This window comes from Mycobacterium sp. ITM-2016-00318, assembly GCF_002968285.2.
Classification (GTDB): domain Bacteria; phylum Actinomycetota; class Actinomycetes; order Mycobacteriales; family Mycobacteriaceae; genus Mycobacterium.
The window spans coordinates 5,045,230-5,058,653 of sequence record NZ_CP134400.1 but is presented as its reverse complement, the minus strand read 5'-3'; the positions used below and the strand labels follow the sequence as shown (position 1 = coordinate 5,058,653).

Genomic DNA, 13,424 nt, shown 5'->3' with positions numbered 1-13,424 from the left:
CTCGCCTGCGGCGGCGTCGATGACATTGCCCCATGTCGTCGGTCTAGTTGAGTATGGGAACCGTGGACCTCCCCCTGCAGCCGCCGATCGACCCGATGCTGGCGAAAGCCCAGGCAAAGGTGCCCGACGACGCCGGGGTGTGGTCCTACGAGCCGAAGTGGGACGGTTTCCGGGCCCTGATGTTCCGCGACGGCGACGACGTCGTCCTACAGTCGCGCAACGGCAAGGACCTCGGCAGATACTTTCCCGAACTGCTCGACGCGTTGCGCGCCGAGGTGGCGCCGCGGTGCGTGCTCGACGGCGAGATCGTGGTCCCCCGCGAGATCGAAGGCCGGGTCCGGCTGGACTGGGAATCACTGAGCCAACGCGTTCACCCCGCGGCGAGCCGGATCAAGATGCTGTCCGAGGAGACGCCTGCGCATTTCATCGGATTCGATGCGCTGGCCACCGGCGACGCGTCGCTGCTGAAGGAGTCGTTTCGGGTCCGCAGGCAGGCGCTGTTGGAGTCCGTCACCGAGAAGGACTGGTGCCACGTCACCCGCACCACCGAGGATCCGGCGCTGGGGGCGCAGTGGCTCGAGGAGTTCGAGGGCGCAGGCCTCGACGGCGTGATCGCCAAGCGGCTCGACGGTCCGTATCTCCCGGGTAAACGGGAGATGGCGAAGGTCAAGCACGCCCGCGACGCCGACTGCGTGGCCATCGGCTACCGCATTCACAAGAGCGGCGAGGGGGTGGGATCCATTCTGCTCGGCCTCTACCGCGACGACGGCGAGCTCCAGATGGTCGGCGGCGCAGCGTCGTTCACCGCGAAGGCCAGAGTGTCGCTACTCGCCGAGCTGGCACCGCTGCGGGAAGGTGACCAGGTCAACGACGGCGAACCCAGTCGGTGGAACTCCGCGGCCGACAAGCGCTGGATTCCGATCCGGCCGGAGAGGGTGTGTGAGGTCGCCTACGACCAGATGGAGGGAAACACGGTCCACGGCCAACGATTTCGGCATGCGGTGAAGTTCCTCCGCTGGCGCCCCGACCGCGATCCGGCGAGTTGCACCTTCGACCAGCTCGACGCACCCGTGAACTACGACCTCTACGACGTGTTGGAGTCCTGAAATGGCCGGTAAAGCAGAGGAAATCGAAGTCGACGGGGTCGCCGTCCGGTTCACCAATCGCGACAAGCCCTACTTTCCCAAGCTTGGTTCGAAGGGAACCAAAGGCGCCGTGTTCGACTACTACCTGTCGGTTGCCGACCAGATGGTGAACCTGCTGCGTGACAGGCCCGTTCACATGCAGCGCTTTCCCGACGGCATCGAGGGCGAGGAGATCTACCAGAAGCGGGTGCCGCAGAAGCACCCCGACTACCTGCAGACGTGTCTCATCACCTTCCCCTCGGGGCGCACTGCCGACGCGCTGAAGGTGACGCATCCATCCGCCATCGCGTGGGCAGCGCAGATGGGCGCCATCACGCTGCACCCGTGGCAGGTGCGCTGCCAGGACACCGAGCACCCCGACGAATTGCGCATCGACCTCGACCCGCAGCCGGGTACCGGATTCCGGGAAGCCGGCGCGATCGCCGTCGACGTGCTCAAACCGCTGCTCGACGAACTCGGGCTGATCGGCTTCCCGAAGACCTCCGGTGGGCGCGGCGTCCACGTGTTCCTGCGAATCAAACCGGACTGGGACTTCATCCAGGTGCGCCGTGCGGGCATCGCGCTGGCGCGCGAGGTGGAGCGGCGGGCTCCGGACGCCGTCACCACGTCGTGGTGGAAGGAGGAGCGCGGCCAGCGGTTGTTCATTGACTACAACCAGAACGCCCGCGACCGCACCTTCGCGTCGGCCTACTCGGTGCGCAAGACACCGATCGCCACCGTCTCGATGCCACTGTCGTGGGACGAACTGCGCGATGCCGATCCCGACGACTACACCATTTCCACCGTCCCCGATCTGGTCAAGAAGCGCGGCGACGCGATGGCCGAGTTAGACGCCGTCGCCCAGTCGATCGAGCCGCTGCTCGAGATGGTCGAGGCCGACGAGGAGCGGGGCCTCGGCGATCTGCCCTACCCACCGAACTACCCGAAGATGCCGGGCGAGCCGCCACGAGTTCAACCGAGCAAGAAGGTTGCGGCCAATTGGGATGATTCGGGGAATTCGGTATAGCCCACGATCACGGAAAAGGCCACAGTAGTGAGGTTGGTGAATCCGAAACCGGCTCGCCGACAAGGTCCTTTGTGGTGAAGTAGGCGGGCTGCGCGGCGGAGGGGTGAAGTCCAACTTCGGCGTTTTGCCTAGCGCTCTATAGGGTGAATGCAAATCGGGGACAGAGATCAGCCCCGGCTGGTCGCGGATTGGAGTACGCGGGCCGGGGCTGAATCAGTCTGTGATGCGGGCTTAGTTGGCCGGGGGCGTGAGGGCCGCCTTGATCGCGTCACGAACCTCGCCCGCCTGGGCCACGTGAGCCTGGGCGTTGGCGCGAGCGGTGTCACGTGCCTGCAGCATCTGGGTGTTGCGGAACTGCATCAGCGAGCCGTCACCATCGGCGGTGTAGGAGTCACCATTGGTTCCGCCCACCGGCTTTGGCAGCACCTGGGCAGCCGCTTCGATAGCTGGGTCAATAGCCCACTGCGGACCATCGACGATGTTCGTGACGATGCGAGTGACCTCGGCGTCGTTGCCTGCCCTGAACGCCCTGTGGGCTTCCGTGAGTGCCTGGGCCTGCCCGAGAGGCAGTGAAGCAGTGCGCTCGACGGAGATCTGGACCAGCCTGCCCGGTTCCACGCCGACGTACTCGTTTTCTGCCGCGTTGGCCGCACCGGGTCCCAGGAGGGAAGCGGTGATCGCGCCGCCCAGCAGACCGGCCGTGATGATCTTCTTCATGTCTTTGCTTTCTCCTTTGTTGACCTGCCGAGAACGGGTTGGGCCTCAGTCAGTTTCGGGACAGTGATGCCGCCGCCGAACCCCTTGGATTCAGCGGCGGTTATGAGCAACAATAGGAAATAAACAGCAACTATGTCAATAATCCGGCAACCATTGCCGCTGTTATCTACGTCACGAAGGCGGACGAGTGCAGTCATGCCGAATCCGTGCGACGTCGCGGCAGCGGCTTGTCGGACGTGGTAGTGATGCGGTGCTGTCAGATCGAGGCCCACCAGCGGAGACGGGAGGCAACTATGACGACGGTGTACGTGGTGACGGCGTGACAGTGATGAGAGCAACTCATCGAACGCGCCTACCTCGACGCTAACCAGGCGTATGGGTTCGCCGATGCTTACAGCGGTATTGCGCTGGTGAGGCCAGTTCAAGCAACAGAAAGAAAGAAATAGCAACGGCGACTCGACATTGCCGCCCTAATGCGTCATCATCACTGCATGGACCGACGCGACCTGGCAAACCTCGGTCACCACGTTGTGAGTCGGCGGGTAAGCCTCGGCTACCGCAACCGCACCGACCTGGCCAGCACCCTGGCGTTCACCGTGCGCACCCTCGCCGACATCGAGCAGGGCGTCCGCAAGGCCAGCCCCGGCACCTACGCGATGCTGGAGAACAAGCTGGCCTGGGCACCGGGGAGCATCGACACCATCCTTACCGGCGGGGAACCCAAAGAAACCGTGCCCGAACTACGCCGCCCCCCTTCCGCACCGCTCTCACACGCCGCCTCCGATGCGCTGGCTCGCGCCTCCACCGAGGAGTTGCTGCTTGAGCTGCGACGCCGCATCGTCGCCCCTCGCAACCGACGCCACGAAACCTGGGACGACTGGGGCGGGCTGCACCCGCACGGCCACTGGCCCCGAGGAGGGCTAGTAGCCAGCGCGGGGGGAAATCCTATTGCGAGCGACGCGGAGCAGGCCAATGGGTGAGACCGAGAAATCGAAAGTGATTCGGTCATGAAATGGCGGAGGGTGTCCGGGATCTCGGGGCCGACTTACTTCAGCAATGACGGCCACTGGACGATCCTCATCGTCACATCGGGTGAGCACCGCCTGTTCCGGGAACGCCAGCCCATCGGCGAGTTCCCGACGCTGCGGCTGGCCCAAGAGGCTGCTGAGCACGCGAATGATTCGTGAGCCAGCGACGCTGCCGGGTCGTTGATTCTTCGGAAGAAAGCTCTCGTCCCGGCGAGCAGTTCCTGGACGCGAAAATGCCCCGTGGCAGGCAAGGAAGCTCAGCAACAGTGACAGACGGCGATTCCTGGAAAGTAGATCCTCCCGGCCAACTGTGCAAAGCCGACTGGAAGAGGAATCGCATCTGATGGTTCGTTGTACCTTCGCAATAGGTTTGTGAGCTTTGATCCCGGCTCACATAGTGAAACGCTCTGCCTAGCTGTCACTTTGGAGCCAAGCCTCCCGGCTCTTCTGCTGTGGCTTGAAGGGGTTGATCCCCCGGAATCAATTTCTTCACACTTAATGCACTTCTCTGCGACTGTTCAACAGGTTCCACGGCCCGTGAGAAGTAGAAGCAGGACAAGTGGTCAGCGCCTTATCGCGGTGGGGAACCGGAACCGGGCGAGGCCCTGGTCGCGTGCCGTACCGACCCAGATCTCGCGGCCGACCTGAAGTGCCGTCGTCGCCGCGCCGAAGGTGTCCGGGCCGTAGTCGATGAGCCGTTCTGTCGCGAGGGTCTCCGGATCCACGCCGATCACCCGCGACGGGATGCCGAGCCGCGGATTCGGGCCGAGGTGGCCCGCGAGGAAATTTCGCATGCTCGTGCCGTAGGTGCCCGCGGCGAGGAGTCGGCCCGACACCGACCACGTCAGGTTGTCGACCATAATGTCGACCGACGCGGTGACGGATTCCCGTTCGGCGCCGCAACGCCGGACCTTTCTGATACAGCGCGAGTTCCAGCCGCCGATGTACACCCATTCACCGTCGGGTGACACCGCGACGCCGTTGGCGGTGTTGATCGCCGTGCCGGGCAGGGCGAGCCAGCCCATCACGGGTGACCACTCCAGGACGCCACCGGTGTCGGCGCCCGCCATCGCTTCCTCGACGCTCACCTCGGTCAGCCCCTCGAAGTCTCCTGTGGTGCTGACGACGAACCCGTCGTCGACCGCTGCGACGTCGTTTCCGACGGCGCTGCCGGGGAGTCGCACGCCGCCAATCCCTTTCAAGGCGGGACGGGACTCGTCGAGATTGACTTCGAAGACCTCGACCGACTCATAGCCACCGTGGTTCACCACATACAGTTCGGTCCGACCGTCGGGCGACAAGCCCACGTCGATGCCGTGCGGCCGAAATTTCAGCGGATTGAGATCGGGCTGCTGAATGAACCTTTCGGTGTCCAACGCGGCTGTGGCGCGGTAGGGGAAGATCTCGTTGCACGCCCCGTTGGACACGCTCACCGCGTACAGCCGGCCGAGCGGGGCGGTGGGCCCCGTCATCCCCGACGTCAGCACCCATTCGCCGCCAGGCGCCAACGCGAGGTCCTCGGCGTTGACCCGCCCCGAGATGTAACCGGCCAACTGCTCGTGCATATCGATAACACTTACTGCAGGTTCGCGCGGTCGGCGTGGGTATTGGAGTACTTCAATCGGCGAACACGCGGCGGCACCGTGGTGCAGTCTTGGCAAATGGAGGTCGGATGAGCGCCCGTCGACTGATCGCGGCGCTGGCCGTCTTCGCGACGGTCGCAACCGGGTTAGGGGTGTCCATCGCGATGATCACCGCAAAGGACAGCCCACCGCCGCCGCCACGCACGACCCTCGCCGCACCAACGCCGAAGGTGCCGACACCGGCCGAGTTCCAGATCGGCGTCGTCGTCACCGATCAGAAGTGCGCAGACCCGGGCGGATGCGTGTACCGATATCGAGTCGAGCCGAAATACCTTGGTTTGCACCCACTGCCGGACAAGGAGATCAAGGTGTTGTATCAGGTCACCGGCGGTCATCAGCCGCAGGACGGTGACTTCACCGTGCAGGGCGGCCAGGCCCGGGTACTCCAGGACGTGCCGCTGGAGGGCCCGCCGGGAGCCCAGCTCAAGGCGGCGGTCACCAAGGTGGTGGGATAGCGCCGTGAACGTGTGGGTGCTCTTTGGTGTGGTCATCGTCGCGTGTGTGCTCGTGGCGACGGGAATGATCTTGATCGCCGATCGCGTGATCCCCTCGAAAATCGGGAAGGAGCACAACTCGACGCTGTCGCCCTTTCTGACCACGGTTGCCTTGGTGTACGGCGCGTTGCTCGGCTTCACGGTGGTGGTCGCGTGGGAGCAGTTCTCTTCGGCCGAGGCCAACGTCGCCAACGAGGCGTCCACGCTGGCGACGATGTATCGCCAGACGGTGGCCATGCCCGCCCAGGAGCAGCAGGAGATCCGGGTTCTGCTGCGCAAGTACACGACCGCCGTGCAGGGTCCCGAATGGCGACAGCAGGAGCAGAACGAGGGCGGCGGCCCCAGCGACGTCGCCCGCAGCGCGATCACCGATATGTATCGGGTGTTGGGTCGGCAGGATCCCGACGCCGCGTCATCGGGGATCAACTCCGAATTCCTGGGCCAGTTGACGGTGCTCGCGTCGGAGCGCAACACCCGCATTCTCGACGCCGAGCCGCGCATTCCATGGCTGCTGTGGTTCGGATTGATGTTCGGCGGAGTGCTTCTGGTCGGGTTGGCGGGTTTCCTGCGATTGGACAGTACGCGGGGCCACATCGTGCTGTCGGGGGCGGTCTCTCTGTTGCTCGGTCTGTTGTTGTTCGTCATCTACTGTCTCGACCACCCCTTCGGGAGCCAGGTCGGGATCACTCCTGCGCCGTTCCAGCACTCGGTCGGGGTATTCGACGCTGTCGATGACGGGAAGTGACATGGCGTCATCGCTGCTTCGCGCAGAAGAAGGCCTGCCACGAGGGGTACAGGGGGCGGCGGACCCGCGGTTCGCCAACGTCATCCGCATCTTCGCCGGGCTGACTCCCGGTCGACGGTTCGGCGGTGGGGCCCTCGTGGTCTACATCGACGGGAAGCCTGTGGTCGATGTCTGGACCGGGTGGTCCGATCGCGACGGCACCACGCCGTGGACGGCCAACACCGGTGCGATGGTGTTCTCGGCGACGAAGGGAGTCGCCGCCACCGTCGTGCACCGGCTCGTCGATCGCGGGCTGCTGGACTACGACACCCCCGTAGCCGAGTATTGGCCCGAGTTCGGAGCCAAAGGCAAGCAAGACATCACGATTCGCGACGTGCTACGGCACCGAGCGGGCCTGTCGCATCTGAAAGGGGTCACCAAAGAGGACCTGCTGGACCACCGCCTGATGGAGGAGCGGCTGGCCGCGGCTGGGGTCGACCACCTCCGCGGACGGCAGGCATATCACGCGCTCACGTATGGATGGCTGATATCCGGGGTGTGCCGGGCCGTCACCGGCGTGGGGATGCGCGAACTGTTTCGTGACGAGGTGGCCCGTCCGCTCAACACCGATGGCGTGCACCTCGGCCGTCCGCCGGCCGGTTCACCGACCAAAGTCGCGCAGATCCTTCTTCCGCAGAACGGGCGGCCCAACCCGGTGATCGACTTTGTCGCGCCCAAGGTCGCGGGCCTGCCGTTCTCCGGCGCACTCGGCGCCATGTACTTCCCTGGCGTCATGTCTCTTGTGCAGGGCGACATTCCGTTCCTGAACGGCGAGGTACCGGCTGCCAACGGTGTCGTCACCGGCCGTGGTCTGGCGAAGATGTACGCGGCCATCGCCAACGGTGGCGTGATCGACGGGCAGCACTTCCTCTCGCCGGAGTTGGCCAACGGCCTGACCGGCAAGCCGAAGGTGCGGCCCGATCTGAACATGATCATGCCGATGCCGTTCCACCTGGGCTACCACGAATCGCCGATCCCCGGCTTGATGAAGGGATTTGGCCATATCGGCCTCGGCGGGACGCTCGGCTGGGCCGACCCGTCGACCGGTAGCGCGTTTGGTTTCGTACACAACAGGTTGCTCACGGCGTTGGTTTTCGACATGGGTTCGTTCGCGGGCATGGCGCGCCCGCTGAGCAATGCGATCGCCGCCGCGCGCAACAGCGGTGCGATGACAGTGCCGCGATACGGCGCGACGTTCCGCGAGGATGACGGACCCAGCGACGCACCGAAGAAGCGGTTAGCAGGCAGGCGCTAGTTCAGCGCAAACCATCACGCGCGTAAGTGACGCGCTGCTTTCGCGCGCTGTCCAACCGGGCGTTATAGTGTTTCGCGGACGCCGGAAGATGTGTGCTTGCAACGTCTTTGGCCGACAGGGCGCGCCAAACGGTATCCGGCGCCGTGCACCGTAAGAACAGCTGCTGAGGAGATATTTAGCGTGATTGATGTGAAAGCACTCGCTGCAGGACTCGTCCTCAGCGCCGGTATGGCGCTTGGCACCGTCGGTGTGAGCACCGGCGTCGCGAACGCCGCACCCGCAACCCCGGCGCTCGCCGGACCGCAGTACATCGCAGAGCAGGGTCCCGGCCGTGGACACGGTCATGGACACGACGACGACTGGTGGTGGGACGGCCGTGGCCCGGGGCGCTGGGACCCGGTCGACGCCTGCGTCGGTATCGAGGGCCCGTTCGGCTACGTAGAGGGCAGTGCCTGCATCTAGTTGTTCGTCGGCACCGTGCCGCGTGCCTGGGGTAGCGGAAGATCGTTGTAGGTCGCTATCCCAGGCGCTGCGGCGACGACGGCGGGAATCGCGTGAATCGGCGGGAGCGCCGTCATGATGTGGCCGATCACGAAGAGGTCCTGGATCGACTTCATGTTCTCGATCATGTCCGGCGGCGGCAGAAAGCCGACCTGCATGTTGACGGTCGGGCGGCCCTCGATGGTGATCTTCCAGCCGTCGCCGTCGAGCTTCCAATCCGGTTCCAGCGTCTGACCTTTGCGCCACCGCACGTTGAGGTCCACCACGGTCTTACCGCCGACGCGGCCCTGCCAGCTGGCGAAGACCCCAGCGACGTGTCCGGCGGGAATGGTCCAAGACGCCATCTCCAGGTCTTCGGTCGTCTGCGCGTACTCGGTTTCGCACACGACCTCGTCGAGTTCGACGCCGAGCGAATCGGCCACCAGCCGCACCGCTTCTTCGAAGACGGCCGTGCCCTTGGCAGCCATCGGCCCCAGGTCGGGGTCGTCGATCGGGACGCCGAAGCCAGCTGGTCGCTCGGTATCGGGTGAGTCGTACAGCGTCGTGTCGGCGGACTCGGCGACGATCACCTTGTCGACGCGATCGCAGGCCGACGCCGCGACGATCGCCAGCAGGTCGGCGAAGCCCGGGCTGACGCCGGAGCCGAAGATCGTCGAGTTACCCGACGTGCAGGCTTCCTCGATGCGATGGCGGCCGTCGCCCAGGTTGTGCCCTGTGATGAACGACGCGGAAGTCACCACGTTCACGCCTGCCGACAGGATGCGCACCAGCTCGTCGACATCGATCCACATCGGGTTGTAGACGACGCAGTCGGGTTTCAGCGCCAGCAGCGCGTCCACATCGTTGGTGGCCGCGACTCCGAGCGGCTCGATCCCGGCCAACTCGCCCACGTCGACGCCGTCCTTCTCCTTGGACCAGGCGTAGCACCCGACGAGTTGGTAGTTCGGGTTCTTGGCGATCGCCTCCACCGAACTCTTTCCGACATTGCCCGTCGTCCACTGGACGACGCGATAAGGGGTGGTGTTTGGCACTCGCTCAGCATAGGGAAAGGGCAGGCATCGCAGCGGTGCCTTTCGGCCAGAAAATTGACCCGTGCGGTCAGGAGGTCAGCGTCGCCTTACCGGTCCGCTGTGCGCCGCTCCTGTCGATCCAGGTGAGGTCGACGACGTCGCCGGGGTAGTGCCGGTCGAGCAGCCGGGTCAGCGTCGTCGCCGAATCCACCGGTGCGCCGTCGATGCTGGTGAGGACATCGCCGCTGGCTAGGCCCGCAGCTTCGGCCGGGCCACCCCGAAGCGCCTCGCGGATGATGACGCCGGGCACTCCCTGACTCTGGTCGCCCGCGGCGACGCCGACGCCGAGCAGCGTGGGCGGCCCGACGTGGACAGTGTCGGACGGAGTCCGCGCGCGGATCTGGTCGGCGATTCCCAGCGCCTGGTTGATGGGGATGGCGAAACCCTTACCCCCGGGAGCGAACCGGTAATTCACGGTCGCAGCCGTCGTCACGCCGATCACCTGGCCCGTGCCGTTGACGAGCGGGCCCCCTGAATCACCGGCGCGTACGTTGGCGGCCACCTCGATGAGGCCGGTGAGTTCGTCGGAGGCACCGGTCAGCGCGTCCTTGGCCTCGATCGACCGGCCGAGCTGGGTGATGGTGCCTGCCTCACGCGTCGGCGGGCCGCCCGGATTGGCGTTGCCGATCGCCACGGCGGGCTCACCAACGGCCACTGCCGACGAGTTGCCCACCGGCGCGACGGGGAGGCCGGACGCACCGCGCAGCTGCAGCAGCGCGATGTCATGGGTGCGGTCGTAGCCGATCAGGTCGGCGCCGAAGGACTGGCTGGTGCCCACGTTGAGGGCGGTGACGACGTCAGCGCCCTGCACCACGTGGAAGTTGGTCAGCACCTCGCCGTTGGGGTTGAGCAGGAAGCCCGTTCCCGCGCCGATGGCCTGCTGGTAGTCGATCGTCGTGTCGATCTGCACCACGGCCGGTTCGACGGCCGCGATGGCGGTGTCGAGCGGCGCCGCAGCGGCGATCGCCGGGCGGATCGGCGCCACCAGTGCCAAAACGGCGGCGAGCGCAATCAGCAGGCGATATGGGTGCGAGCGGGCCATATGGGGACTTTCGGCTTGGGGCGGATTCTCATTACATCGTGGCAATGAGGAGTTCCCGTGTCGATGTGTGGTTAATCGTCAACGGCAACGCCGCCGCGCGATCTCTTGCGCTTCCGAAGTGAGATCTTGCCTGATGTGCGCCGGTTCCGCAGGCCGCCGTTGGCTGACTCATCACCGGTGACGCCGTCGGCTTCTTCGGCCTTTGCCTGGGTTTCGGTTCCTGCCGCGTCGTCCTCTTTGTCGGCTGTCACCTCGGCGGGCTGCTCGTCGGCCTGCTCTTCGGCCTCCGTGGGTGCCTCGGCTTCGGCGGGTTCGCTGTCGTCGCCCGTGGCCTCCTCGGTCTCCGGCGCAGCCTCGGCTTCGGGAGCGACTTCGGGAGCTTCGTCGGTGACCTCGGTGTCCTCGCTGGCCTGGGCTTCTGTGGCCTTGCGGCGGCCGCGACGACCCGCCTTCTTGGCCTTGGGCTTGAGGGGTTTGGGAGGTGGTGGCGGCATCTCGGCCACGAACGACAGGTAGAACGCGAAGACGCCGAGCAACGCGATCGCCGCGGCGGCGCCGTAGATGCCGAAGAGCCAGCGACCTGCGCTGTCAAGGCTGAGCCAGATCTCGCTGATCGCGGTGCCGATGATCAGCGCACCGGCGAGCACGTGCAGACCGATCGACGACGTTCGAAGGCTCAGCGCCAGCTGCGGCGTCCCCAGTTCCGGCTTGCGCGTCCGCAGCAGCGTGAACACGACCGGAAGCGCGGCGAGGCCGATCAGCGCGCCGGTGACGATACGCAGCACCGTGCCGAGGCTGTGTGAAGTAGCACCGGTCAGCTCAGGCCAGCGCGGAAGCACGAAGAAGAAGTACAAGACGCCGGCGGCGATCGAGAACGATGCGTGCCAGGCCACCGCAATTTTGCGGCTCATACTCCTCCTCAAGATTCCTCGGGCCAAGGAGTGACCAGCTCTGACTTCCGGCTGGTCGCCCCTCGGACCCAGTGCGGAGGATGCGGGATTTGAACCCGCGAGGGCTATTAACCCAACCCGCGTTCCAGGCGAGCGCCATAGGCCACTAGGCGAATCCTCCGCGGGCCATGGTAACCGACCTGCCCAATACGCCGTCCCAGCCCGCCGCTGCCGATCCCCCAGTCGTCCCCCTTGCCCTTCGGGCTGGGGGCACCCCCACCGCTCCAACCTGCCCGCCGGAGACCACGTATTACACTCTCCGTGGACCCCGCGCGGCGTCTATCCTGTGAACTCCCCCAGGGCCGGAAGGCAGCAAGGGTCAATGGGCTCTGTCGGGTGCGCGGGGTCCCCTTTTTCTTTTCCCGACATTGAGGACGCGCATCGTGTCGTTTCACTCGCTTGGCCGTGAGGAATTGCAGGCGCAGCACGACAAGCAGAAGGCGGGCTACGCCGACCTGCAGGCCAAGCAGCTCAAACTGGATCTGACCCGCGGGAAGCCGGCACCCGCGCAGCTCGACCTGTCCAACGCGCTGCTGAGCCTCCCCGGCGACGACTACCGCGACGGCGACGGCACCGACACGCGCAACTACGGCGGCCTGCACGGCCTGCCCGAACTGCGGGCCATCTTCGGCGAGCTGCTCGGCATCCCGGTGCAGAACCTGATCGCGGGCAACAACGCCAGCCTCGAATTGATGCACGACGTGGTGGTGTTTTCGCTGCTCCATGGCGGGGTGGATTCGCCGCGGCCCTGGGTCGCCGAACCGGTCGTCAAGTTCCTGTGTCCGGTGCCCGGCTACGACCGGCACTTCGCGATCACCGAGAGCCTCGGCATCGAGATGATCAACATCCCGATGCTCGAAGACGGCCCCGACGTCGACCTGATCGAAGAGCTCGTCGCCGCCGACCCGGCGATCAAGGGCATGTGGTGCGTGCCGGTGTTCTCCAACCCGACCGGCGTCACGTTCTCCTGGGAGAAGGTGCGTCGGTTGGTCCAAATGCGCACGGCTGCCTCAGATTTCCGGTTGCTCTGGGACAACGCGTACGCGGTGCACACCCTCACTCACGACACGGTCCAGCAGATCGACATCCTCGGGTTGGCCGCGGCGGCAGGCAACCAGAACCGGCCGTTGGTGTTCGCGTCCACCTCCAAGATCACCTTCGCGGGTGCCGGTGTGAGCTTCTTCGGCGGATCGCTGGCCAACATCGCGTGGTATCTGCAGCACGCAGGCAAGAAGTCGATCGGACCCGACAAGGTCAACCAATTGCGGCATCTACGGTTCTTCAAGGACGCCGACGGGGTGCGGCGGCAGATGCAGCGCCATCAGCAGCAGCTCGCGCCGAAGTTCGCGTTGGTCCAGGAAATCCTCGGAGACCGGCTCGGCGAGTCGAAGATCGCGTCGTGGACGGACCCGAAGGGCGGCTACTTCGTCAACCTCGACGTCTGGCCGGGCACCGCCAAGCGCACGGTGTCGCTTGCGAAGGACGCCGGCATCGCCGTCACCGAGGCGGGCGCGTCGTTTCCGTATCGGAAAGACCCGGAGGACAAGAACATTCGAATCGCTCCGACGTTCCCGTCGCTGCCCGACCTGCGCGAGGCCATCCACGGCCTCTCCACCTGCGCGCTGCTCGCCGCAACCGAAGCCCTGCTCAAGGACTGAGTCTGGCCAGCGGGTGACGGTCCCAGCCGCGAGCGCTCATCGTTGTACAAAACAGGCCGCGGAAACCGTACAGGTGTGAGCGCTCGCCGTGCAGGACCGGCCGCGCCGCCCGACTGTCCGCTCGGCTGGGT

General features: G+C 65.6%; 15 protein-coding genes, 1 tRNA gene and 1 other RNA gene. 10 read left to right on the top strand and 7 right to left on the bottom strand.

Annotation, left to right across the window (positions count from 1 at the left end):
- Positions 1–53: 53 nt before the first annotated feature.
- Together C6A82_RS24940 and ligD are read left to right on the top strand one after the other, a co-directional pair.
- Complete coding sequence (locus tag C6A82_RS24940) at positions 54–1,106, top strand: ATP-dependent DNA ligase (protein WP_311101528.1); 1,053 nt, start codon at positions 54–56, stop codon at positions 1,104–1,106.
- 1 nt (position 1,107) lies between these two features.
- On the top strand, positions 1,108–2,151 hold the full coding sequence (ligD, locus tag C6A82_RS24935) for a non-homologous end-joining DNA ligase (RefSeq protein WP_105341851.1): 1,044 nt from the start codon (positions 1,108–1,110) through the stop codon (positions 2,149–2,151).
- Positions 2,152–2,382: 231 nt separating this feature from the next.
- Here ligD and C6A82_RS24930 read toward each other — a convergent pair whose 3' ends face one another.
- Both C6A82_RS24930 and C6A82_RS24925 read right to left on the bottom strand, forming a co-directional pair.
- Positions 2,383–2,868, bottom strand: coding sequence for a hypothetical protein (locus C6A82_RS24930; RefSeq protein ID WP_105341853.1), 486 nt, complete (start codon positions 2,866–2,868; stop codon positions 2,383–2,385).
- Positions 2,865–3,065, bottom strand: coding sequence for a hypothetical protein (locus C6A82_RS24925; protein WP_142405839.1), 201 nt, complete (start codon positions 3,063–3,065; stop codon positions 2,865–2,867). The genes C6A82_RS24930 and C6A82_RS24925 overlap by 4 nt, the downstream gene beginning before the upstream one ends.
- Before the next feature lie 333 nt (positions 3,066–3,398).
- Here C6A82_RS24925 and C6A82_RS24920 point away from each other — a divergent pair, with 333 nt between their 5' ends.
- Positions 3,399–3,848, top strand: coding sequence for a hypothetical protein (locus tag C6A82_RS24920; protein ID WP_142405840.1), 450 nt, complete (start codon positions 3,399–3,401; stop codon positions 3,846–3,848).
- Between the two features lie 27 nt (positions 3,849–3,875).
- Complete coding sequence (locus tag C6A82_RS24915) at positions 3,876–4,055, top strand: hypothetical protein (RefSeq protein ID WP_105341857.1); 180 nt, start codon at positions 3,876–3,878, stop codon at positions 4,053–4,055.
- 404 nt (positions 4,056–4,459) lie between these two features.
- Here the strand turns inward: C6A82_RS24915 and C6A82_RS24910 are convergent, their stop codons facing one another.
- Entirely contained in the window at positions 4,460–5,461 is a 1,002-nt protein-coding gene (locus C6A82_RS24910) for a hypothetical protein (protein ID WP_105341858.1), read from the bottom strand.
- Between the two features lie 107 nt (positions 5,462–5,568).
- Between C6A82_RS24910 and C6A82_RS24905 the strand changes: the two genes are divergently transcribed.
- The 4 genes from C6A82_RS24905 (at position 5,569) to C6A82_RS24890 (ending at position 8,534) form a co-directional block, all read left to right on the top strand.
- Complete coding sequence (locus tag C6A82_RS24905) at positions 5,569–5,994, top strand: hypothetical protein (protein ID WP_311101527.1); 426 nt, start codon at positions 5,569–5,571, stop codon at positions 5,992–5,994.
- Positions 5,995–6,058: 64 nt separating this feature from the next.
- Entirely contained in the window at positions 6,059–6,778 is a 720-nt protein-coding gene (locus C6A82_RS24900) for a DUF4239 domain-containing protein (RefSeq protein ID WP_105341591.1), read from the top strand.
- Position 6,779: 1 nt separating this feature from the next.
- On the top strand, positions 6,780–8,072 hold the full coding sequence (locus C6A82_RS24895) for a serine hydrolase domain-containing protein (protein WP_105341587.1): 1,293 nt from the start codon (positions 6,780–6,782) through the stop codon (positions 8,070–8,072).
- A 189-nt stretch (positions 8,073–8,261) separates the two neighbouring features.
- Entirely contained in the window at positions 8,262–8,534 is a 273-nt protein-coding gene (locus C6A82_RS24890; protein ID WP_105341585.1) for a hypothetical protein, read from the top strand.
- Here C6A82_RS24890 and C6A82_RS24885 read toward each other — a convergent pair.
- From C6A82_RS24885 to C6A82_RS24870, 4 genes are all read right to left on the bottom strand, one after another.
- Positions 8,531–9,604, bottom strand: coding sequence for a dihydrodipicolinate reductase (locus C6A82_RS24885; RefSeq protein WP_105341584.1), 1,074 nt, complete (start codon positions 9,602–9,604; stop codon positions 8,531–8,533). The genes C6A82_RS24890 and C6A82_RS24885 overlap by 4 nt on opposite strands.
- Positions 9,605–9,671: 67 nt before the next feature.
- Positions 9,672–10,685, bottom strand: a complete 1,014-nt coding sequence (locus tag C6A82_RS24880) for a S1C family serine protease (protein WP_105341508.1) — start codon at positions 10,683–10,685, stop codon at positions 9,672–9,674.
- Between the two features lie 71 nt (positions 10,686–10,756).
- Entirely contained in the window at positions 10,757–11,596 is an 840-nt protein-coding gene (locus tag C6A82_RS24875) for a hypothetical protein (RefSeq protein WP_105341510.1), read from the bottom strand.
- Positions 11,597–11,670: 74 nt separating this feature from the next.
- A tRNA-Ser gene (locus C6A82_RS24870) sits at positions 11,671–11,756 on the bottom strand.
- A gap of 139 nt (positions 11,757–11,895) precedes the next feature.
- Here C6A82_RS24870 and ffs point away from each other — a divergent pair.
- Positions 11,896–11,990: signal recognition particle sRNA small type (gene ffs, locus C6A82_RS24865), an RNA gene on the top strand.
- Between the two features lie 28 nt (positions 11,991–12,018).
- Positions 12,019–13,293 (top strand): aminotransferase class I/II-fold pyridoxal phosphate-dependent enzyme, encoded by a 1,275-nt coding sequence (locus C6A82_RS24860; RefSeq protein ID WP_105341511.1) that lies wholly within the window; start codon positions 12,019–12,021, stop codon positions 13,291–13,293.
- The last annotated feature ends 131 nt before the right edge of the window (positions 13,294–13,424 follow it).

Excerpts from the sequence above, each read along its gene's own strand:
- C6A82_RS24940 (WP_311101528.1), top strand. The coding sequence starts at position 54 with ATGGGAACCGTGGACCTCCCCCTGCAGCCGCCGATCGACCCGATGCTG.
- ligD (WP_105341851.1), top strand. The coding sequence starts at position 1,108 with ATGGCCGGTAAAGCAGAGGAAATCGAAGTCGACGGGGTCGCCGTCCGG.
- C6A82_RS24930 (WP_105341853.1), bottom strand. The coding sequence starts at position 2,868 with ATGAAGAAGATCATCACGGCCGGTCTGCTGGGCGGCGCGATCACCGCT.
- C6A82_RS24925 (WP_142405839.1), bottom strand. The coding sequence starts at position 3,065 with ATGACTGCACTCGTCCGCCTTCGTGACGTAGATAACAGCGGCAATGGT.
- C6A82_RS24915 (WP_105341857.1), top strand. The coding sequence starts at position 3,876 with ATGAAATGGCGGAGGGTGTCCGGGATCTCGGGGCCGACTTACTTCAGC.
- C6A82_RS24910 (WP_105341858.1), bottom strand. The coding sequence starts at position 5,461 with ATGCACGAGCAGTTGGCCGGTTACATCTCGGGGCGGGTCAACGCCGAG.
- C6A82_RS24905 (WP_311101527.1), top strand. The coding sequence starts at position 5,569 with ATGAGCGCCCGTCGACTGATCGCGGCGCTGGCCGTCTTCGCGACGGTC.
- C6A82_RS24900 (WP_105341591.1), top strand. The coding sequence starts at position 6,059 with ATGATCTTGATCGCCGATCGCGTGATCCCCTCGAAAATCGGGAAGGAG.
- C6A82_RS24895 (WP_105341587.1), top strand. The coding sequence starts at position 6,780 with ATGGCGTCATCGCTGCTTCGCGCAGAAGAAGGCCTGCCACGAGGGGTA.
- C6A82_RS24880 (WP_105341508.1), bottom strand. The coding sequence starts at position 10,685 with ATGGCCCGCTCGCACCCATATCGCCTGCTGATTGCGCTCGCCGCCGTT.
- C6A82_RS24875 (WP_105341510.1), bottom strand. The coding sequence starts at position 11,596 with ATGAGCCGCAAAATTGCGGTGGCCTGGCACGCATCGTTCTCGATCGCC.